The sequence below is a fragment of the Burkholderia sp. lig30 genome (genome assembly GCF_000687455.2).
GTDB lineage: Bacteria > Pseudomonadota > Gammaproteobacteria > Burkholderiales > Burkholderiaceae > Burkholderia.
On sequence record NZ_JGVW01000076.1, the window covers coordinates 23,156 to 44,536 of the forward strand.

General features: G+C 66.6%; 19 protein-coding genes. 16 read left to right on the plus strand and 3 right to left on the minus strand.

Features of this window, described 5'->3' with window-relative positions; translation table 11 throughout:
- Window positions 1-78 precede the first annotated feature (78 nt).
- Window positions 79-909: a hypothetical protein gene (locus LIG30_RS12465; RefSeq protein ID WP_038712578.1), complete on the minus strand. Its 831-nt coding sequence runs from the start codon at window positions 907-909 to the stop codon at window positions 79-81.
- A 160-nt stretch (window positions 910-1,069) separates the two neighbouring features.
- On the opposite strand from LIG30_RS12465, the gene LIG30_RS12470 reads away from it, so the two are divergent.
- Entirely contained in the window at window positions 1,070-2,725 is a 1,656-nt protein-coding gene (locus LIG30_RS12470) for a type II toxin-antitoxin system Phd/YefM family antitoxin (RefSeq protein ID WP_152986076.1), read from the plus strand.
- Here the strand turns inward: LIG30_RS12470 and gspK are convergent.
- Both gspK and LIG30_RS12480 read right to left on the minus strand, forming a co-directional pair.
- Entirely contained in the window at window positions 2,715-3,722 is a 1,008-nt protein-coding gene (gspK, locus tag LIG30_RS12475; RefSeq protein WP_051994994.1) for a type II secretion system minor pseudopilin GspK, read from the minus strand. The two genes, LIG30_RS12470 and gspK, sit on opposite strands and share 11 nt — an antisense overlap.
- A gap of 34 nt (window positions 3,723-3,756) precedes the next feature.
- The gene (locus tag LIG30_RS12480; RefSeq protein WP_038712580.1) at window positions 3,757-4,314 is read right to left on the minus strand and encodes a hypothetical protein; all 558 of its coding nucleotides are present in this window, start codon (window positions 4,312-4,314) and stop codon (window positions 3,757-3,759) included.
- Between the two features lie 675 nt (window positions 4,315-4,989).
- Between LIG30_RS12480 and LIG30_RS12485 the strand changes: the two genes are divergently transcribed.
- The 15 genes from LIG30_RS12485 to LIG30_RS12550 all read left to right on the plus strand — a co-directional run bounded on the left by LIG30_RS12485 (window position 4,990) and on the right by LIG30_RS12550 (window position 21,379).
- Entirely contained in the window at window positions 4,990-6,180 is a 1,191-nt protein-coding gene (locus tag LIG30_RS12485; RefSeq protein WP_083494009.1) for a TIGR03032 family protein, read from the plus strand.
- On the plus strand, window positions 6,177-6,368 hold the full coding sequence (locus LIG30_RS26240) for a hypothetical protein (RefSeq protein ID WP_152986077.1): 192 nt from the start codon (window positions 6,177-6,179) through the stop codon (window positions 6,366-6,368). The genes LIG30_RS12485 and LIG30_RS26240 overlap by 4 nt, the downstream gene beginning before the upstream one ends.
- A 150-nt stretch (window positions 6,369-6,518) precedes the next feature.
- Complete coding sequence (locus LIG30_RS12490) at window positions 6,519-8,147, plus strand: ShlB/FhaC/HecB family hemolysin secretion/activation protein (RefSeq protein ID WP_083494010.1); 1,629 nt, start codon at window positions 6,519-6,521, stop codon at window positions 8,145-8,147.
- Window positions 8,148-8,216: 69 nt separating this feature from the next.
- Complete coding sequence (locus tag LIG30_RS12495; protein WP_083494011.1) at window positions 8,217-10,001, plus strand: DUF2341 domain-containing protein; 1,785 nt, start codon at window positions 8,217-8,219, stop codon at window positions 9,999-10,001.
- Between the two features lie 19 nt (window positions 10,002-10,020).
- Window positions 10,021-10,431 (plus strand): ExbD/TolR family protein, encoded by a 411-nt coding sequence (locus tag LIG30_RS12500; protein ID WP_038712584.1) that lies wholly within the window; start codon window positions 10,021-10,023, stop codon window positions 10,429-10,431.
- Between the two features lie 9 nt (window positions 10,432-10,440).
- Window positions 10,441-11,142, plus strand: a complete 702-nt coding sequence (locus LIG30_RS12505) for an energy transducer TonB family protein (protein WP_051994995.1) — start codon at window positions 10,441-10,443, stop codon at window positions 11,140-11,142.
- An 83-nt stretch (window positions 11,143-11,225) separates the two neighbouring features.
- Window positions 11,226-13,034, plus strand: a complete 1,809-nt coding sequence (locus tag LIG30_RS12510) for a putative porin (RefSeq protein WP_051994996.1) — start codon at window positions 11,226-11,228, stop codon at window positions 13,032-13,034.
- Between the two features lie 11 nt (window positions 13,035-13,045).
- Window positions 13,046-13,729, plus strand: coding sequence for a hypothetical protein (locus LIG30_RS12515; protein WP_038712587.1), 684 nt, complete (start codon window positions 13,046-13,048; stop codon window positions 13,727-13,729).
- A 64-nt stretch (window positions 13,730-13,793) separates the two neighbouring features.
- Window positions 13,794-14,384 carry a YbjN domain-containing protein gene (locus LIG30_RS12520; RefSeq protein ID WP_038712589.1) on the plus strand — a complete coding sequence of 197 codons (591 nt, stop codon included), beginning with the start codon at window positions 13,794-13,796 and terminating at the stop codon, window positions 14,382-14,384.
- Window positions 14,381-14,842, plus strand: a complete 462-nt coding sequence (locus LIG30_RS12525; RefSeq protein WP_051994997.1) for a hypothetical protein — start codon at window positions 14,381-14,383, stop codon at window positions 14,840-14,842. The genes LIG30_RS12520 and LIG30_RS12525 overlap by 4 nt, the downstream gene beginning before the upstream one ends.
- Before the next feature lie 77 nt (window positions 14,843-14,919).
- Window positions 14,920-15,801 (plus strand): peptidylprolyl isomerase, encoded by an 882-nt coding sequence (locus tag LIG30_RS12530; RefSeq protein WP_038712592.1) that lies wholly within the window; start codon window positions 14,920-14,922, stop codon window positions 15,799-15,801.
- A 106-nt stretch (window positions 15,802-15,907) separates the two neighbouring features.
- On the plus strand, window positions 15,908-16,258 hold the full coding sequence (locus tag LIG30_RS12535; protein ID WP_235510293.1) for a hypothetical protein: 351 nt from the start codon (window positions 15,908-15,910) through the stop codon (window positions 16,256-16,258).
- Window positions 16,259-16,385: 127 nt separating this feature from the next.
- Window positions 16,386-17,729 (plus strand): Do family serine endopeptidase, encoded by a 1,344-nt coding sequence (locus LIG30_RS12540; RefSeq protein ID WP_083494024.1) that lies wholly within the window; start codon window positions 16,386-16,388, stop codon window positions 17,727-17,729.
- Between the two features lie 137 nt (window positions 17,730-17,866).
- Window positions 17,867-18,286, plus strand: a complete 420-nt coding sequence (locus LIG30_RS12545; RefSeq protein ID WP_051994998.1) for a hypothetical protein — start codon at window positions 17,867-17,869, stop codon at window positions 18,284-18,286.
- A 1,452-nt stretch (window positions 18,287-19,738) separates the two neighbouring features.
- Window positions 19,739-21,379: a (2,3-dihydroxybenzoyl)adenylate synthase gene (locus tag LIG30_RS12550; protein ID WP_038712596.1), complete on the plus strand. Its 1,641-nt coding sequence runs from the start codon at window positions 19,739-19,741 to the stop codon at window positions 21,377-21,379.
- Window positions 21,380-21,381: the final 2 nt, after the last annotated feature.

Below are 21,381 nucleotides of genomic sequence, written 5' to 3' on the forward strand. Positions count from 1 at the left end.
TGCCGAACGAGGTCGGCACGCAGCACCCCGCGTGTGGCATTGACCGGGAACGTCGGGATCACGACAACGCCGACGCGGTCAGTTCGGCGCCGGACCGTCGTCGCGTGCGTGCGCGCGCGCGGCGGCCCAGGCGGCGTCGAGCGGGTCGTCAGCGTGCCGGTAAGGCTCCAGCAGAAACGGAAAGCGCGCGGCGAACGGTGCGGATTCCTGCAAGGCCACGATATGGTTGACCATCCACTGCAACAGATCGCCGCCGTGCCGGATCTGCTCCGGCGTCCAGTCCGGCATCGCGGCGAACAGCTCGGCGAATGCCTGCCAGCGGGACGGGCGGTCGTTGTCGCCGGGCCGGAAATACGTGTTCAGGCACACGTCGTCGGCGTCGCTCAGCGCGCCGACGAACAGCCCGCGCGCGGTCGGCACCGCGACCTGCTTCCAGTGCTCGGCAAGCGCGAGTGCGCGCATCACGCGCGCGAGCACGAACGCGACCTGCGTCTCGTGCCCGATCGCGTCGACCGACGGCGCGCCGTTGCGCTGCATGCAGCGCGCGACCGCGTGCGGGCGGATCGCGGTCGACGCGAAGCTGCGCAGCACGAGGCCCGGCACCGTCAGATCGAGCTGGAATTCGCGCAGCCCGTGCTCGGCGCTCATCGTCGAAAAATTCACGAACAGCCCCTGTCGCGTGCCGAGGATGCCGACGTACGGCTCCAGTCCGAGGCGCGCGAGCTTCGGCGCGATCTGGCGCGCGAGAAGCCGCATCAGGTTGCGCGGCGTGCGCTCGCCGGCGAACGTGTCGAGCGCGTGCGTGATCACGTCGCTGATTTCCCACCGCCGCGCGTCGGCGAGCAGGCGCGGCGAGCGGCTCAGGTCGAACCGGGCGCGGCCGTGCGCCACGCGTGGGTCAACGTACATGCAGGGGCCTCGTGATGACGTTACGGGACGATGGGCCATATCGCGCGTTTGACGCCGATGCGGCCGTACCCGATGCTCATGCGCCGAAAGCGGCGCGTCAAGTGCGTCGGCGTGCGCCGATGCTCAATCCACACGATGAGGTGATCCGGTGATACGCACGGTGTTGGAGCGATTTGTCGAACACAGCCCGGTGGCGATCATGACGCGGCTCGTGATGCAGTGCGCGGTTCACGACGACTGGATCGACGATGCAGCCGGAATGGACGACGAAACGGACGCCGAGCTGCTGCGCGAAGCGCTGTTCGCCTGCGTCGTCGACGCGCTCGTCGCGCTCGCCGACCACGCGGGGTCGCGCAGCGGCACGCGTGCGGCGCCGGCCGCGATGCCGGCGGAATTCGCGCCGGCCGTCACGGCGCTGCACGACCGGATGAGCCGGCTGCGCGGCGGCTGGGGCCGCGCGTTAGTGAAGGACAGCGCGGACCTGCTGCGGCCGTTCGCGATGCCTCCGGCGGGTGAACGGGCGCTCGCCGCCGGCTGGCGGCTGCGGGTGCTGGGCGGCCGCGACCTGCCGGACGGCTTCGCGTGCGTGCAGGACGGGACGCATGCACTGCCGGTGCACGATCCGGAACTCGAGACGATCGTCGACCTGTTGCCATGCGAGCGCGGTCGCGCACACGAACGGGCGTTCGTCGGCGCGCTGATCGAATCGGTGCGGCCCGGCGAGCTGTGGGTCATCGATGGCGGCGTGAACACGGCGGCGATCCTTGCGGCGTGGCCGTGTCGCGGTGGCGCGCTCCTCGTGCGCGAGCAGGAGGGGGCCCCGGCGTGGCGCGTGCTCGAAGACGCACGTGACGCGGGCGTGTTCGAAGGCGGCCGCGTGTTCGAGCAGGCCGTCGCGATGGCGGACGACGACGATGCGGAGCTTGCATGCCGGCGCATCGAATGGCGTCAGGATGGCAGCGCGGGCGCCTCGATGCAGACGACGAGCGTGCTGACCAACGCGCCGGCTGCGCAGTTCGACGCAGTGCAGATAGTCCGGCTCGCGCAGAGCGCATCGCGCACCATGCTGCCGCCGCACGTCGAGGCCGCGTCGGACGCAGCCGCCGCGAGCGGCGTGCCGGCGCGTGCCGCGCTGCTCGCGCGCGGTATCGTCGCGGTCGCATACAACGTGTTCGGCATGATGTCGCGCGCGGCGTGCGCGGCGCTCGCGCTCGACGCGCGCGAAGCCGAACGGCTGCCCGCGCACATCGCGGCCGGGGTGCGTGCCGCGTACGCGGGAATGATGATCGCGCTGCCGCCGGAATGGTGGCGCCGCTACGACCAGGTGCCCGCAACCACGCTTGGCCATCTGGTGCATCTGCTCGCGACCCATGTCGATCCGCGCAGTGAGCGCCGCAAGCGACGCGACCACCGCGTTTCAGGGAAGTCGCACGCGCTGCGGCGCGCGGCGACGCTCGACCGGCTGTTGCACGACGACGGCGACGATCCCGCGTCGAACCCGTTCAGCCCGCGCACGATCTCGATGGCGACGCGCGATTTCAGCAGCAATCCGTCGAAGGCGCTGCGCGACGCGACCAAAGCGCTCGTGATGGTGACGAAGTACAACCGGCCGATCGCGCTGCTGGTATCGATCGACGACTGGAACCGGCTGTTATGCGAGGTGCGCGAATCGGGCATGAGCCGCTGGTCCGGCGATGACGCGGGCATCCCGACCGCGCGTGCCGAGCGATTGGCGGCGCGGCGCGCCGGTGCCGGGGCGTCCGATCTCGCCACACAGTGGGGGCCGGTCGCCACGATCGGCGGCGTCAGCTCGTGATCCGGTGCACCCAGATCACAGATGTCCACGCGAAATTGCCGGAACCGTAGCGCGCGACCAGCGTGTCGACCCGCATGTTGATGCGCGCGGAATGGATCCGGCAGTGCACGAGGAAATAGCCGCTGTTCACGGTGGCGATCGCGCCATCCGGCAACGTCGTGCTGCCCTGTACCGGCGTCAGGTATTCGGCGATGTCGCCGGTGCTCACGAAATACGCGCTGCCGCGCCGCTCGATCAGGCGTTGCGCCTGGCTGTCCGACAGTGACGGAATCGCCGCGAGAAGGACCGGCTTGAGCGCAGTGTTCACGTTGATCGCGGTGCGGTCGGGCAGCACGGTCACGAGCGGCGCAAGCGCCGCGATCGCCTGCGCGTCGTACCCGGGAACCCGCGCGAGATCGTCCACGCTCACGAGCTGCAGCGGCCAGCCGCCCGGCCCCTGCGCGTCGCGCAGCGAGCGCAGCATGTAGTCGGCGGTCGTTTGCGCGAGCGCGGGATTGAGCGAGAGCGCGCCGAGCAGGCGCCGGTACGCAAGCACGCCTTCGGCGTTGGTCTGCCACGGCTGGCCCGGGGCGATGCGCGACACGAGGTTCGACAGGTTGAAGCGTGCCTGCGCGTCTTCGACGCGGCCGGAGATCGACGCGCTCGCCAACTCCGCATTGAGCTCGGCGGCCTCGGGCGGCAGCAGGTCGGCGAGCCGCACCTCGTCGACGGGCGCCGACCATGTCTGGCCCACGAACGTGACGATCGACGTCGCGCTCTGCGCGCGCAGCAGCGCGCGCGCCCACTCGACCGCCGCGCGCTCGGCCCACATCGTCTGCGTGGCCAGCCGCTGATTCTCGACGTCGCGCGTCGCGACCTGCTGGCGCCACAGCACGCTTGCCGCGAGCGTCGCCGCGAGCGCGACGACGAGCAGCACCGTGACGATCGCGATTCCGCGTTCGCGGCTGGCGCGCGCGTGCGCGGCGCATGTGATGCGAGGACGGCGTTGTGCACCCATGTGACGGATCCCGGCGATGTGTAGCGCGTGACGCTCAGGCTTCGAAAGCGAGCCATGCGTGCAGCATGCTCGCATGCGCGGATGACGATATGCCGAAGCCGACGATCAGCGTCGCGATCCACGTGTCGAGTGCGGCGTCGCGCGCGCTGGCGGACGTTTCTGCGAGCGGCCTGACCAGTGCGTCGATCGCATGTGCGTTCCACATCAGCAGCGCGAACAGGGTGCATGACAGCAATATCGCGACCGCGAAGTAATGCGCGGCGACCGCCCGGCGGTTCGTGAACGGTGTGCGATGGTGGCGCTGGTTCGCGGCGACGATCGCGATGCCGTTCGCGACCGGCACGATCGCCATCGCGGCCGCCCAGAAGAACGGCGCGTCGCTCGACGGATCGATCAGCAGCAGCGTGCCGATCGCCCAGAACGGCGGCGCGAGCAGGGTCAGCGCGAGCCACGACAGCAGTTGCCAGTGCAGCCAGGGCGTGCGCCAGCGCAGCGGGGTGGCCCCGCCGTCGTGCGCACGCGTGTGCGCCGGGATCGCGTGAGCGGCCAGCTTTTCCGTTAGCCACCGCTTGAGCAGCGTCGCAATCGACATGAAACGTTCCCGCCATTGACGTCCTCGTTATTCATTAAGACGTTTTGGAGGCTGCAATACCGCAGCGTCGGGCACGCATCGCGTAGCGAATGATGAATCTTCAGACAAGTGTCACAAAAAATGACCGATTGGGAGCCGACGATGTGCGCCAACAGACCACCGCCCGGCCGAACGCGTCGCGCCAGTGCCGGCGCGGCCGCCGTGCCAACGGCGAATGCGCCGCTGAACCGGCGGTCGACGCGCGCGCGGGAGAGGGCGTGGCGCGACATCATGGTCACCATGCGGGCTGTCTGACGGCGGTTCGCATGCGCACGCATCACTGACGTGGAACGCCGCGGCGACGGGCGCAGCCTGTCCGACAAGCGTTCGGCAATGCACCCATTTCCGGCCTCACGCGCGCGGCAACCGGTGCAGGCATCACACGTCCGTTTGGCATTTCATTCCCTCTTCCGATGCGAGACGCCGTCGCGATTGCGATGCGTCGGCGGCATCGTGCGTCGCCATACGTTGCTTAAGACACGTCTTTGCCGCAACGCAAAAAAATTTGCGGTAATGCGTGAGTCGTTCCGTCTAGGTAGTTGTGAGCGCTGGAGAGGCCCCGTTGCCAAGCGGACCCGCCCGCCGGCGCATGACGACATGCCGCGCAACCCGTTGCGTAGTCAACAAGGTGGATGGATGAACGTGAAACACCTCGAACACAGTCGATCGGCGAATGCACCCGCGGCCACGCAAGCGGGCGCGGCCACGGCTTCGCTCCCCGCGGACGACGATGTCGCGGCACCGTTCATCAATCTGCGCGATACCGGGCGCTTTCTCGAGGTGCTCGCGTCGCTGCGATGCTCGCTGGCACTGAGCCGTCGCCCGTCCGGCGTTGCGCTGCTCGGCGTCGACAACGGTGTCCCGACGCTGTCGGCATGCTTGCTGCCGCGTTCGATGGGGATGGCCGTCGCGGGCAACCGGCTCGCGGTCGCGACGATCCACGAACTGATGATCTTCGCGAACGTGTCGACACTCGCCCCGCACTACCCGTCCTGTCCCGGGCACTACGACGCGCTGTTCGTGCCGCGCCAGTCGTATTTCACGGGCGATCTCGACCTGCATGACATGGCGATCGACAAGCAGGTCGTGCTCGCGGTCAACACGCGTTACTCGTGCATCAGCGTGATCGACGGCTATTTCAATTTCACGCCGATCTGGCAACCGCCATTCATTACGGCACTGGCGCCCGACGATCGCTGTCACCTGAACGGCATGGCGTTCGTCGACGGCACCGTCCGTTACGCGACCGCGCTCGGCCATTCCGACATGCCGTTCGGCTGGCGCGCGGGAATGGCCGACGGCGGCATCGTGATGGAGGTGCCGTCCGGGCGCATCGTCGCGTACGGCTTGTCGATGCCGCATTCGCCGCGCGTGTTCGGCGGCGAGCTATACGTACTCGAAGGCGGGCGCGGCCAGGTGCTGCGGATCGATCCGCGCACCGGCGACAAGCGCGTGCTCGCGAAGCTGCCCGGCTTTACGCACGGGCTCGCGGAATACGGCGGTGTGTTGTTCGTCGGTCTGTCGAAGCTGCGCCAGAAGCGTGGACCGCAAGGACTTCCGATCGAAGGCGAGGCCGACGCGCTGGTCGCGGGCGTTGCCGCGCTCGATGCGTCCAGCGGCGAGGTGCTCGGCATCCTGCAGTTCTTCAACGGCGTCGACGAGATTTTCGACGTGCAGGTGATGCCGAACGTGCTGCGCGCCGAGATCCTGAGCCCGCAGCAGTGGAGCGAGACGCCGTCGATCGTGACGATGACGGGCGGGTTCTGGCAAACGCATCCGCGTGAAGCGGACGAGACGATGAACGCAGAAGCGTCGAACGCACGATGAACGTCACGCATTGCGGGTTTGCACGATCCGTTCCGTCCTTAACGGAGGATGCATGCGATGACGGCGCGGTGCAAGGCGGCGTGTCGTGGCTGACCGTCGATGCGTGCGGCGATGCGCTGCTGCACGTCGCGATCGCGACGTTCGGCATAGGCCGCGCCGGGCGCGCGAGGCCGGGCGCGCACGGCTGAGGAGGATCATGCAGCGAAAGTTGAACATGCAGACATCGTATTAAGGATCACTGATCGAATGTCATCGAAGTGAAATGTTGCCTTGATAGCGGGGCGTGCGAGGTAAGTGCCTCGCGCCCGGACGACACGCAATAAGAAGGGGAATGGCGCATGCCGCCGAGAGTAGACCGAAAACCACACGACGAACGCCGATCGAGACGGCGCCGCCTGGCCGGCATCGCACTGGCCGGCGGGTTGAGCCTCGCGGCCGGCGCGCGTGCGCAGGCGCAGACGCCGCCCGCGTCCGGCGCACCGCAGACGTTCGACGTCAACGAGTTCATCGTGCGCGGCAACACCACGTTGCCGGCCGTCGACATCGAGAAGGCGGTATATCCGTTCGAGGGGCCCGGCCGCACGCTCGCGGACGTGAACGCGGCACGCGAAGCGCTGCAGAAGGTCTATCAGGACCGCGGCTACCAGTCGATCGTCGTCGAGCTGCCGCAGCAGCAGGTGAAGAACGGCGTGATCCTGCTGCAGGTGGTCGAGGCGAAGGTCGGCCGGCTGCGCATAGACGGCGCGAAATACAACTCGCCTCAGAACATTCGCGACGCAGTCCCGGCGCTCGCCGAGGGCACGGTGCCGGACTTCAACGCGGCGCAGCAGCAGCTGACCGACCTGAACCGCTCCGCCGACCGGCAGGTGATTCCGGTGCTCAAGCCGGGTGCGCTGCCGCAGACCGTCGACGTGGACCTGAAGGTCGACGATCACAGCCCGCTGCACGGGACGCTGGAACTGAACAACGACAACAGCCCCGGCACGTCGACGCTGCGCACGAGCGCGACGCTCAGCTATTCGAATCTCTGGCAGCTCGGTCACGTAATCTCCGCCACCTATGTGGTGGCGCCGCAGCATCCGACCGACGCGCGGGTGTACTCGTTCTCGTACCTCGCGCCATTGAAGGACACGCACTGGAGCCTGCTTGCGACCGTCGTCCACTCGGACAGCGACGTCTCCTCGCTCGGCGGCACCAGCGTGCTCGGCCGGGGCACGAGCTATGGCCTGACCGCGATCTACGCGTTGCCGTCGACGGACACCTATGCGCACTCGGTGAGCGTCGAGATCGACCACAAGCATTTCAACGAGGACGTGAGCCTCGTCGGGCAGACGTCGTCCGCGCCACTGACCTACGTGCCGGTGACGTTCTCATACAACGGCCAGCTGAGCCTGAAGGCATCGCAGACGTCATTCTCGGCGGCGCTCACGACCACTATCCGCGCCTTCGGCAGCGACTGGAACGCGTGGGACAACAAGCGCTACAACGCGACGCCTGACTTCGTGTACGGCAAGTTCGACGTGAATCACACGCAGCACTTCACGAACGACATCCAGGCCAACGCGCATGTGAGCGCGCAGCTGTCGAGTGCGCCGCTGATATCGAGCGAACAGTTCGCGGCGGGCGGCATGACGAGCGTGCGCGGCTACATGCAGGCAGAGGACACCGCGGACAGCGGCGTGGTCGGCTCGCTCGAGCTGCGCACCCCGTCGCTCGCCGGCCATCTTGGCAGCGGCGTGAACGAGTGGCGCTTCCACGCGTTCGTCGACGCGGCGCACCTGTGGCTGTTGAGTCCGCTGCCGGAACAGACATCGAGCTTCAACCTGCTGAGCGTCGGGTTCGGCACCCGGCTGCAACTGTTCAAGTATGCAAGCGCGGATTTCGAGGCGGGCTGGCCGCTGAAGGCGGGCGTGTACACGAAGCAATACAGCCCCCGGTTCGATTTCTACGTGCGACTGGGTTTCTGACGGATTTTTGTTCGGGCCGCGCCGGGCGACCGGGCGGGTCCATACGGGGAGTGGATCGTGAAGCGAGTCATGGTTTTACTGTTGGCGGTGCTGCTGGGGGCGCTGCCGGGTATCGCGAACGCGTGGTGGCAGAACGACTGGTCGTACCGCAAGGCGATCACGATCGATGCGAGCCCGAAAGGCGCGAATCTCAACGAATCGGCCGGCCGCTTGCCGGTGCTGATCCGCCTGCATTCGGGCATCTTCCAGTTCGACGGCCTCGCCGAGAACGGCGCCGACATCCGCTTCGTCGCGGCCGACGACAAGACGCCGCTGAGCTACCACATCGAGCAGTACGACCCGGTGCTCGGCGTCGCGCTGATCTGGGTCGACATACCGGGCATCAAGGCCGGCACCGCGCAGTCGATCTGGATGTACTACGGCAACAAGAAGGCGCAGGACGGCGGCAAGCCGGCGGATACCTTCGACGCCGACTACACGCTCGTCTATCACTTCGACGGTGCGTCGGGCAAGCCGCCCGCGGATGCGACCGCGTACGCGAACAACGCACCGGCCGCGTCGGTGCGCACGATCGAGGACGGCATCGTCGGCAAGGGCGTGCGTTTCGACGGCAACGGCTCGATCACGCTGCCGGCATCGCCGTCTCTGAGCGTGACTGCCGCTGGCGCGTTGACGTTCAGCGCGTGGGTGAAGCCGTCGGCGCTCGCGCCGAACGCGCTGCTGTACAGCCGCCGCGATGGCGCGAATGCGCTGCTGATCGGGCTCGACAACGGCGTACCGTTCGTGCAGGTCGACACGGCCGGTGTGCCGCTGCGCACGCCGGCCGCCGCGCCCGTCGCGGCGAACCAGTGGACCCACCTGGCCGTGACGGCCGACGGCAGGAGCCTGACTGTCTACGTGAACGGCAAGCAGGCGGCGCAGGTCGCCGCGACGCTGCCCGCGCTGTCGGGCGCCGCCGTGATCGGCGCCGACGCGCCGGGCGCGCCGGCCGGCTTCGGCGGGTACGCGGGCGCACTCGACGAGCTGCGGCTGTCACGCATCGCGCGTTCGCCGCAGACGATCGCGATCGACGCGCTCGCGCAGGGCTCGGAATCGAAGCTGGTCGCGTATGGCGCGGACGAGAAGCAGGCGGGTTTCGGCTTCGGCTACTTCGGCGTGATCGTGCAGTCGGTGACCGTCGACGCCTGGGTCGTAATCACGATCCTGCTCGGCATGGCGGTCGTGTCGTGGATCGTGATGTGGCAGAAGGCCCGCTATGTCGGCACGGTCGACAAGTCGAACACGTACTTCGTGGAGCGCTTCCGGGAAGTCGCCGGCACCCATCTGGTCGGGCTCGAGCATGTCGACGAGGCCAGCGACGAAGGGCGCTGGCTTCGCCAGTCGTCGTTGTACCGGCTGTACCGCGCGGGCGTGCGCGAAATCAACCGGCGCGTCGACGGCAACGGCCGCACCGTGATCACCAGCGAGTCGATCGAGGCGATCCGCGCGTCGATGGACGCGACGCTCGTGCGGGAGAACCAGCGGCTGGCGAAATCGATGGTGCTGCTGACGATCGCGATCTCGGGCGGGCCGTTTCTCGGGCTGCTCGGCACGGTGGTCGGCGTGATGATCACGTTCGCCGCGATCGCCGCGGCCGGCGACGTGAACGTGAACGCGATCGCCCCGGGTATCGCCGCCGCGCTGCTCGCGACGGTGACGGGCCTGTTCGTCGCGATTCCGGCGCTGTTTGGCTACAACTACCTGCTGATCCGCAACAAGAACGTGACGGCGAACATGCAGGTGTTCGTCGACGAATTCGTCACGCGCCTGGCGGAAGTGCATCGTGCGCCGGATCGCGCGGTGCTGGCGGACTGAGTCCACAGGGGGAACCACCATGCAGGTTCAGGACGACGACAAGCCGTACGACGACATCAACATCACGCCGATGCTCGATCTGGCGTACGTACTGCTGATCATCTTCATCATCATGACGACCGCGTCGGTGCAGGGCATCAAGGTCGATCTGCCGAAGGCAAGCTCGTCCGCGAGTCTCGCGAAGCCGAAGACGAAGGCGATCACGGTCGCCGATTCGGGGCAGATCTTCCTCGACGCGTATCCGGTCACGATGGACGAGCTGGAGAGCCGGCTGCGCACCGAGAAGGCGAGCAATCCGGCGTTTCCGATCGTGTTGAAGGGCGACGCCGCGGTGCAGTACCAGCGCGTGATGGACGTGCTCGACCTGCTGCGCCGGCTCGATCTGTCGCAGGTCGGCCTCGTGACCGGCAAGGCGAAGCAGGGCAGCTAGGGGCCGGCAATGGAAATGACCTACAACGGCGGCCCGCCGCGCAAAGGCCCCCGCCGCTATGTGAAGCCGGTCGTGCTGGCGCTGGCGCTGGCCGGCGTCGCCGCGCTGATCTGGCATTTCGCCGGGGATACCGCCGGCGTGAAGCGGGTGAGCGCGCCGCAGGTGACGACCGTGATCCCGCTGCCGCCGCCACCGCCTCCGCCGCCAAAGCAGAAACCGCCGCCCGAGACGGTGAGGGAGGAGGTGAAGACGCCGGTCGATCGGCCAACCGTTGCGCCGAAGCCCTCGGAGACGCCGAAGCCGTCGGACGACCAGCCGAAGCAGATGACGATGAACGCGCCCGCGCAGGCGGGCACCGACAGCTTCAACATCGGCGCGGGCGATGGCTCGGGCATGGTCGGCAGCGGCGGTGGCGGACGTTTCGGCAACGCGGGCTATTCGCAGTACCTGGGCAGCGTGCTGCAGCGCGCGGTCGAGCAGGACAAGCGGGTGCAGGACGCTGGCGGGTTGCGCTTCTCGGCCAGCCTCAATTTGTGGCTGGACCCGGCCGGACGCATCACCCGGGTGGCGATCGGCCAGTCGGCCGGAGATCCGAGGCTTGACGCGGCGCTGATCGCGGCCGTCGAGTCTCTCGGCAAGATCGACGAGCCGCCGCCGCCCGGCGTGACGTACCCGAAGTGGGTCAGGTTGTCTGGACGGAAGCCGGGCTAGGCGGGCGACGTGACAGGAATCATGGGGCAGGTCCGGCGAGAGGACGGTGCCGTAAAAATTCAGCAGATACGCGGAGAGCGGGAATGATTTGGAAGACGAAGATTCGTGGGACGCGCGACGGAGGCGGCGGCAGGCAGATGCAGCGCACCCGCATCAGCGCGGCGGCCGTGATGCTCGGCCTGACCTGCACGGGGGGCGCACATGCGCAATCGCTCGAGACGCAGGCCGCGATGGGGAAGGCGGCGCCGACGGAGAGCGTGGTGGTCAACCTGATCAACCTGCTCGTCAAGCGTGGCGTGCTCACGCAGCAGAACGCCAACGAGCTGATCAGCGAGGCGCGCGCCGAGGCCACGCAGGCGAGGGCCGCGCGCGCGTCCGGTGGTGGTGCCGCCACGGCGGTCGTCAACGCGCCGACGCAGCCGGGCGACGTCGCGGTGCCGTACGTGCCGCAGGTCGTGCGCGACCAGATCCGAGACCAGGTGAAGCAGGAAGTGGTTGCGCAGGCGAAGGCCGAGAACTGGGCGCTGCCGAACACGTTCCCCGACTGGGTATCGCGGATCAAGCTCGACGGCGACTTGCGCGTGCGTGACGAATACCACTTCTATGGCAGCCGCAACGCGAACAACGTCACGAATTTCAGCGCGATCAACCAGGGTGGCGGGTTCGACATCAACCCGAACACCAACATGACGCAGTTGCCGACGCAGAACACCACCGCGAACCGCAACAATCTGCTGCGCTACCGCGCGCGGCTCGGCGTCACCGCGCTGCTGTCCGACGAGATGTCGGCCGGCATCCAGCTCGCGAGCGGCAACGACACCGGTCCGGTGTCGACGACGGCGACCGCCGGCGGCGGCTTCGCGAAGAAGAACATCTGGCTGAACAAGGCGTTCTTCTCGTATCAGCCGACGCCGTGGCTGAACCTGAAGGCCGGCCGTTTCGACAATCCGTTCTTCCGCTCCGACCTGGTGTTCTCGGACGAACTCGAGATGGACGGCCTGGCCGCGAGCCTGCGCCATGCGATGCCGTGGAACCCGGACCTCACGCTGTTCGGCACCCTCGGCGTGTTCCCGATTCAGTACACGAGCGAAAACTTCCCGTCGAACAGCACCGGCAAGTCCGGCAGCGACACCAAGTGGATGTTCGGCGCGCAGGTCGGTGCAGACTGGAAGATCAATGCGCAGAACCGCCTGAAGGGCGCGGTCGCCTACTACGACTTCCAGAACATGCGCGGGACGCTGTCGCAACCGTGCGCACTGTATCTCGGCGCGACGAGCTGCAGCACCGACAACGAGGCGCCCGCGTTCATGCAGGGCGGCAACACGATGATCGCGCTGCGCAACATCGTGCAGAACCCGAACCTCGCGCCCGGTTTGACGCCTGAGCCCCAGCTGTTCGGCCTGGCGTACAACTACCGGCTGCTGGACCTGAAGGCGCAATGGGACACGGTCGTCGCGGACCGCTTCAAGCTGCGGCTCGACGGCGAATTCGTGCGCAACCTCGCGTACAACGAGAACAAGGCGTTCAGCGAGGCGTCGCTGCCGGTCAACAACTACGACACGACGTCGGTGAACGCGACCCGCGCCGACTATCGCAGCGGCCCGAACGGTTTCCTCGCGAAGGTGACGATCGGCGAGCCCGAGCCGTCCACGAAAGGCCAGTGGAACTTCTCGATCGCCTACAAGTACCTGCAGCCGGATGCGGTGCTGGACGCGTTCAACGATTCCGACTTCCATCTCGGCGGCACCAACGCGCGCGGCTACGTGATCGGCGCCGCGTACGCGGTCGCGCGCGATACGTGGGTGTCGGCCCGCTACCTGAGCGCGAAGGAAGTGTACGGGCCGCCGGTGTCGATCGACGTGCTGCAGCTCGAGCTCAACGCGCGCTTCTGACGGAGTCCCGCATGAAAACACTTCACCACGCGCTGCTCGCGGCGGGCCTCGCCGGTGCGCTGCTGTCGGCCTCCGGCGCCGCCGGCGCGCAGAGCGTCGAGGACAAGCTGCGCGGCCAGTTGCGCTCGACCGTGCAGCAGCTGCGTCAGTTGCAGGACAACCAGGCGCAGCTGGAGGCGGACAAGGCGGCCGCCGAGACCGCGCGCGACCACGCGCTCGCGCAGTTGAAGGACGTGCAGGCGCAGCTCGCGGCCGCGAAGGGCGAGTCGAGCGGCGAGGCGGCCGCGAAACGCGCGCTCGCGCAGGAAAAATCGACGCATGCACAGGATCAGCAGGCGCTCGCCAAATACAAGTCGTCGTACGAGGATCTGTTGACGGTGTCGCGCGCACGCGATGCGCAGCGCACGCAGCTGCAGCAGGACGTCTCGGCGCGCGACACGCAATTGCAAACCTGCCGTGCGCAGAATGCGGATCTGTATCGCGTCGGGCACGAGATTCTCGACGCGTACGAGCATGTCGGATTCGGCACGTTCCTGTCGTCGCGCCAGCCTTTCGCGGCAGCGGCCCGGGTGAAGTACGACGAAGTCACGCAGCGCTACGGCGACGCGCTGTACGCGGGCCGGTACGACCCGGCCGCGCACGCCGCAGGCGCGGCGCCGGTGGCCGCCGCATCCGCGCCGGCGGCGCCGCAATAAGTCCGAGGGCCGCCGGCGCGTCGCGCGCGGGCGGGGATGGCAACGTTCGAACAAGGAAAACGACATGCAGGACAACATTCAGGATCGCGCGGGCGAGGGCCTCGCGCATCAAACGCCGATCGACTCGATCGACATCGAACAGCTTGCCCGCGTGCTGCGCGATGCCGGCTATCGCGTGACGGCTGTCGAACAGAACGGCGTGGCGCAGCTGATGAGCGCCAGCCAGGGGGTGGGCTTTTCGGTGCGTTTCGGCAACGCGGCGTTGCCGTCGCAGCCGGGCGTCGCGCCCGACGCCGCGCGCTACATCGACTACACGCTCGTCTGCGTGCTGCAGGTGCAGGGCGAAATGCCGGCCGAGCTGGTCGCGAACTGGAATCGCACGAAGCGCTTCGCCCGGCTGGCGAGCCACGGCGCGTTCCTCGCGCTCGAGATGGACGTGATCGTCGCGGGCGGTGTATCCGAGCGCTACCTGCGCGGGACGATCGAGCTGTGGGACCGGCTGATCCAGGAATTCCTGTTGCATCTGCGCAGCCGGCCGGCGCTCGCCGCGCAGGAAGCGGACGCGCACGTTGCCCGGCCCGCGGCGGGTGAAACGGCCGACGAACCCGCGGACGACACGGAACGGTCGTCTCGCGAGAAGGCCGGGCACGCATGACCGCGGGCGGGCGCTTCGCGGCATTCGGCGCCGCGCTGATCAGGTGGCTGACCAACCGGCGCGCACCGGTGGCGGTAGGCGATGCGCCGGCCGCCTGGCTCGCCTATGCCGAGCGTGTGTCGAGGCGGCTTCAGGAAGCGCTCGACGGTGCAGACGCCGCCGCCCGCCGCGTGCGTGCGCAGCTCGATTGCCATGCCGACACCTGCGTTGCGGCGGGCGACGCGGCGCCGGCGCTGCGCCTGAGGGCGTGGCTCGACACGCGCGGCCGGGTGATGCGGGTCGAGACCTCGCCGCCGGCCGGGCCGGCGATCGACGCGGCGTTGCGCGCGGCGCTCGTCGGCAGGCCGGTCGGCGCGTCGCCTCCAAGGCGGATGCGCCAGCCACTGGTGGTGCGGCTGCGCTGCACGGCGGCGCCACCTGCACCCGACGAGCCCGACGTGAGCGACACACCGGCATGACGCCGTCGCGTGGCGAACGCGGGGCGCCCGACGGGCACGACACGAATCAAAACCGCAGTGAGAGGGGAACGGGAGCCATGATGAAGCAACTCGCAATGATGATGACGTGCATGCTGATCGGCAGCGCGCCGCTCGTCGCGCTGGCGGACGACGTGATCGCCAGCGCCGGGCAGGCGACGGTCACGCAATCGGATATCACGACCCAGATGAAGGCGCTGGAGCCGGAGGTCCGCACCCGCCTCGCGGCCGATACCGCCGCGATGGACCAGCTCGTGCGCGCGTCGCTTGCCCAGAAGGCGGTGCTCGCCGAGGCGAAGGCGAAGGACTGGGGCAAGCAGCCGAAGGTTCAGGCGGCGATCGAGCAGGCTCAGCGCGACATCATCGCGCGCAGCTATCTCGCATCGATCAGCGAGCCGCCCGCCGACTATCCGGCCGATGCGGAACTGCAGCATGCGTATGACCAGAACCCGGCGGCGTTCACCATGCCGCGCGCGCTGCATGTCGCGCAGATCTATCTCGCCGTGCCGGCGAACGCCGACGCGGCCGCTGTCGAGAAGGCCCGCAAGCAGGCGGAGGCGCTTGCGAGCCGCGCGCGCACGGGTGATTTCGCTGCGCTGGCGAAATCGAATTCTCAGGACAAGGCGAGCGCGGCGAAGGGCGGCGACCTGGGCTTCGTGCCGGAGCCGGTCATGCTGCCGGCGGTACGCGACGCGGCTGCTGCGCTGAAGCCGGGCCAGGTATCGGCACCGATCCGCACGCCGGCCGGGTTTCACGTGGTGAAGCTGATCGACGTGCGCCCGGCGAGCCAGCGCCAGTTTGCCGACGTGAAGGAGCAGATCCGCGTCGCGTTGCGCGCGCAGAGGACGCGCGAGAACTCGCAGGCCTATCTCGACAAGCTCGCCGGCAGCGCACCGATCGACGAAGGGGCACTGAAGAAAGCGCTCGCCGCCGTGCAATAGGCGCGCGCAGCCGAGCGTGCGATGCCCGCGCGCTTGCTCAAGCGTGCATTGCGCGAGGCGAATTGAATGCCAGCACCGCTTTATCGGGAGAACCATCGAAATGGCCATGCAACGGAACACGCTCGTGGCGCTCGCCGGCCTCTGGCTCGCCGCCGTCTCGTCTGCGCAGGGCACCGCCGGCGCGCAGCCGGGATCGGCGACGAAACCGGTTTGCGTCGACGTGGAAGTGGACGGCAAACGCGCGCTGTCGTACGACTGCCTGAACGCGAAGCTGCAGCCGAGCGTGCAGCCGGGGTCCGGCGCGTCGCAGCCGGCGTCGAGGGATCGTGCGAACGAACCGTCGAACCGTGTCGGCACGTTCAATCTGTCGACCGAGAAAAACCGCTTCGGCAAGAACTGGGGCAAATCGGTCAATCCGCAGCGGCCTGCGGCACCGGTTGCCGTGCCGCCGAAATGAGCCCCCGGCCACGGGCGCGACGAGGCGGCCGGCGTCCGGCCCGCGCACGGCATCCAACAGGAGCGAATACGTGAAACGGGACCATGTCAGGCGTGCGCTGGCGGTGCTGGCGGCGCTCGGCGCGCTGATGCTGGCGGGCGGTGGCGGGGCGCGCGCAGCGGACGGGCCGGCGCAAGGCGCGGCGGCCGCCGCGCTGCCGAACTTCGCCGCGCTCGTCAAGCGGTACGGCGCGGCCGTCGTCAACATCAGCGTGACCCGTGAGGTCGCGCAGGTCGGCATCCAGCTGCCGCCCGGCATCGCCCCGGACAATCCGCTCGCGCCGTTCTTCGCGCGCCGTGTGATCGGCAACCGTGAGGAAGTGAGCCTCGGCTCCGGTTTCATTGTCGACGCGGACGGCCTCATCCTGACCAACCGGCACGTGGTCGGCGATGCATCGAGCGTCGACGTGAAGCTCACCGACAAGCGTCAGTTCAAGGGCCGCGTGATCGGTACCGATGCGCTGTCCGATGTCGCGCTGATCCGCATCGACGCGCGCAACCTGCCGACCGTCGTGCCGGGCGACCCGGCGCGCACCGAGGTCGGCGACTGGGTGATGGCGATCGGTTCGCCTTACGGCTTCGCGAACACGGTGACGCAAGGCATCGTCAGCGCGAAGTCGCGCTCGCTGCCCGGCGAGCGCTACGTGCCGTTCATCCAGACCGACGTGCCGATCAATCCGGGCAGCTCCGGCGGCCCGCTGTTCGACCTGAACGGACGGGTGATCGCGATCAATTCGGTGATCTATTCGAAGACCGGCGGCTACCAGGGGCTGGCATTCGCGATTCCGATCGACATCGCACTCGACGTGAAGGACCAGTTGCTGCACACGGGCAAAGTCACGCGCGGGCGGCTCGGGGTCGGGATGCAGGAGGTCAGCGACGCGCTGGCGCGGTCGTTTGGCCTGCCGAATCCGGATGGCGCGCTCGTCACGATGATCGAGCCGGGCGGCCCGGCTGCGCAGGCGGGGCTGAAGGCGGGCGACGTCGTGCTCGGGCTCGACGGCCAGCCGGTCGCCGACTCGCTGGAACTGCTCGGTGCGGTCGCGCGGCTGCGCCCCGGGCGGCAGGCGGATCTGCTCGTCTGGCGCGCGGGACGGGCAAGCCACGTGGCGGTGACGATCGGCGCGCTCGACAGCGGCGCGGCGCCTCCGGACGGCGCGGCGGCGCTCGCACGCCTCGGTCTGACGCTGCGTCCGGCCACCGGGCAGGAGCGTCGCCAGCGCGACGCGAACCACGGGCTCGTGATCGAGGGCGCGAGCGGGCAGGCGGCACGCGCGGGGTTGCAGGCCGGCGACGTCGTGCTGTCGGTCAACGGCACGCTGGTCGCGAGCGTGGCCACGCTCGTCGACGGCATCAACGCGTCGCGCGGCGTGATCGCGCTGCTTGTGCAGCGCGGCGGCACACGGCTCTTCGTGTCGCTCGATCTTGGCTGACGTTGCACATTCATCCATCGAAACGGGAGGCATGCGTGCATCGCTCCATCGGACATTCTTCAGTCTCTCGCGCGCGGCGCCGCGCACAGGCAACGCGAAGCCTGCGGCGGATCGCGGCGCTGGCCGTCGCACTCGTGATGGCGGCCGCACTCGCGGACGCCGTGCCCGCCCGCGCGCAGACGGTTGACGTGCCGCAGTCGTGGATCAGCTACGCGCATCGCGCCGGACGGCAGTTCCAGGCATGGCTCGAGGCCGACGGCGATCCGGCCGACCGGCTCCATGCGTATCTGGAGGAGCGGGTGCTGAATGCGAGCGCGCCACCGCCCGCCATCGTCGTGCGCGCGTGGATCGGGGCGAACGGCGCGGTCACGCGCATCGAGTTCGCGTCGCTCGGCGATGCGGGGGCGGATGCGGCGCTGCGGCAACTGCTGACCGCGGCGCCGCTCACCGAGCCGCCGCCGCCCGACATGCTGCAGCCGCTGCGCGTGCGGTTGCGGCTCGCGCCGAATCCGGATGCGCCCGGCGCCACGTCGGGGGCGTCCGCGCGCACACCGTGATGGGGAGGCTTGTCCGGTCACGCGGAGGCAGAAGTGACTCCTGCCTCACTCCCTTGACCACGACAGACCGACAACCATTGCTGCAACCCGTTTTACGCTAGCCGCATGGAAGGGCGAGCTAGCTGTCTCGAATATCCAGGCAGTCGGACTGCTGAACTCCCTGCGCTTTGGCACGGGGCGACGGGCTGGTTCCCGCGGAACGGGAGGGCGTCGAGAGTTCGGGACGACCTGGGAAGATTTATGGTTAAAGCGTGTCGAAAATGGAAGGTATATGGGGTAACTGCCCCTTGTTGGGACTGGTTCCATTTGCTGGGTTTCGCCCCAAACGGAAGCTATTTGGTTGAATTTTCGGAAGTCAATTGAGCTCCTCCACATGTCTTCTAGCCCAACGTCGTGACTGGCCCAGACACGGCACATATCCGTCGACCGTCGCTCGTTCGGTGCGGTGGCGACTGACGGCATGGCCTGTACGCGAGGCCGGAAGCCAATCGGTCGCGAACCTGCCAACCCTTCAGCTGGAAGATCCGCTGCGCCGTGTTCTTGTTGAACCCCGGCAGGTGCGCCACGGTCCGGTAGCCAAACGACGGCGATTCCTCGATCAGTGCTTTGGTCGGTTCGGCAAAACGCGCCTGAATCTTGGGTGCAGACTGGACTGGTCGGTAATACACGGTGTGGCGCGGCACCTCGAACCAACGGCACGTTTCCAGATCGAGACGGTAATACCGCCGGCTTGCAGTTCCTGTCGGATCGGCTCGATCACTTGTCGTCCTCGCCCGGCAGGGACCGCAATCAATAAGATGGTCCGCCCCGCTCCCGGTAGGGCACACGTAGTTTTCGCAGTCCGGAACGGGAGAGTCCCCATGCGTATTCAGCCGGCACCAGCGCGCTCTTGCGCTTGGCTGTCCATCGTCTGATGTCTTGTTCCATTCTTGTGCTCATCGTCGACTCGTCCATTATGACGTGAGCAGGAAATCATTGGGTCGATGCATGCCGTTCCGATCGAGCGCAACGGCGTGATGCAGGCCTTTTACCGACGTCGACACCGACGAAGACATCGACGGCGTCATGTTGTTGAGTCTCTTGCATCGCAGGCTATGCAGATTGAACGGCTTGGCCTGCAACAATGGTGGCAAGTCCCGGCATCCACGTTACGGACAGGGGTGGGAAATTCCGGCCAAACTTCTATAGGCGATCCACCGGCCACCCGCGAGGCCCGGCGACAACGCCCCGGGATCATGGGCGACTGGGGCGGGAATCATATCGGGCCTGGCTGGCTTAAGCCCCGATTATCGTGGCAAGAAGATAGTGACAGGGCGCTTCACATTCTGCTTCGCCCATTATTCATGCCATTTATATCGAACATTCGTCCCCCCTGCTGGCTCGTCAAGGCGTTCCCGCCTAGAGTAATCACACACTAAGAACGCGTGCATTACTCGAGAGGAGATATTGGCGATGCTGGAGGGATTTATTCCGTGGTCTTCAGAGCTGGCAGAGAAATATATTGCTAACGGATATTGGGAAAACCGAACTGTAAGCGATATGGTGTATGCCTCTGCTGATCGTTACCCAGACAAGGCGGCTGTCATTCACGATGATCGACTAATTACTTATAGTGATCTTCGAGACAAGGTTGATTGCTTGGCATATCGCCTTGTCGGTGTGGGAATCAAGAAGCATGACCGTATCGTCATGCAGCTTCCTAATTCCATTGAATTTGTCATTTCATATCTGGCCCTGACGCGAATCGGCGCGATTCCGGTGTTGGCCCTGAGGGCGCATCGGCACACTGAAATTTGCCACTTCATCAATGCCTCCGGTGCAGTCGGCTACATGATTCCAGACGAATTCCATCGCTTCGACTATCGGCAGATGGCCAAAGACGTGCAGTTGGAGTGTTCGACGCTGAAGACGGTTTTTGTCCTTGGTCGTCCGCTGGATGGCCAGATTTCGCTGTTGAACCTGATCGACCGGACCACATCGCGGGAAGAAAGATCCAGAGGCCTCGCCGAAGTCCATCCAGATCCATGTGATGTCGCGACCATGCTGTTGTCAGGCGGGACAACCTCGATGTCGAAACTCATCCCGCGAACTCATAACGATTATGTCTTGAATGCAAGGCTATGCGCAGAGGCGGCCGGGTTTGGCCCTGATACGGTTTTTATGGCCATCTTGCCACTTGGGCACAACTACAATCTCGCAGCACCGGGCATGCTGGGTGTTTTCTATTACGGCGGCACGGTCCTAATCTCCCCTTCCGGAGATGCAGAAGTTGTCTTCCCGCTTGTCGAGCAGTATCACGTCACTGCTATTGCCACGGCCGTCCCGCTGATTACGAGCTGGCTGAGTTCCGGCATCCCTGCGTGCCATGACCTTTCTTCACTCAAAGTCATCCAGAATGGCGGAGCTCGACTGGCGCCAGAATTGCGCCAGCGCATTCGAGCCGAATTGCATTGCATCCCACAGGAAATCTATGGGACAGCTGAAGGGCTCATCAACATGACTCGCCTCGACGATCCCGATGATCTTCTGCTCGAGAGCTCAGGATCCCCGGTTTGCGATGCAGATGAAATCAAGATCATCGATGACGAAGGAAATGAATTACCGGATGGCGAGGCTGGGGAGCTGGTAACGCGAGGCCCTTATACCATCCAAGGCTACTACAACGCCGATGAAAAGAACAAGGAGGCGTTCACTGCTGATGGTTTTTACCGCATGGGTGATATCTGCCGCAAACAAGGGCGTTATGTCTTCGCAGAAGGAAGAACGAAGGATCTGATTAACCGTGGTGGCGAAAAAATCAGCTGCGAGGAAGTTGAGAACCTTATTTTCAAGTTGCAAAAGGTGCATCAGGTTGCTCTTGTTGCCATGCCGGATCCTGTCTTCGGTGAAAAGGCCTGCGCCTACGTATCACTGAAGCCCGGGGAAAGCCTGACTTTCGACGAGCTTATCGAATTTCTAAAGAAGCAGCGGATTTCGAGTTTCAAACTTCCCGAGCGCCTGGAGATTGTTGATGAGTTTCCGACCAGCCTGGTCGGAAAAATTCTGAAGCGGGAGTTGCGGGAAATGATCGTTAAAAAAATGGCTGGCGAATAAGT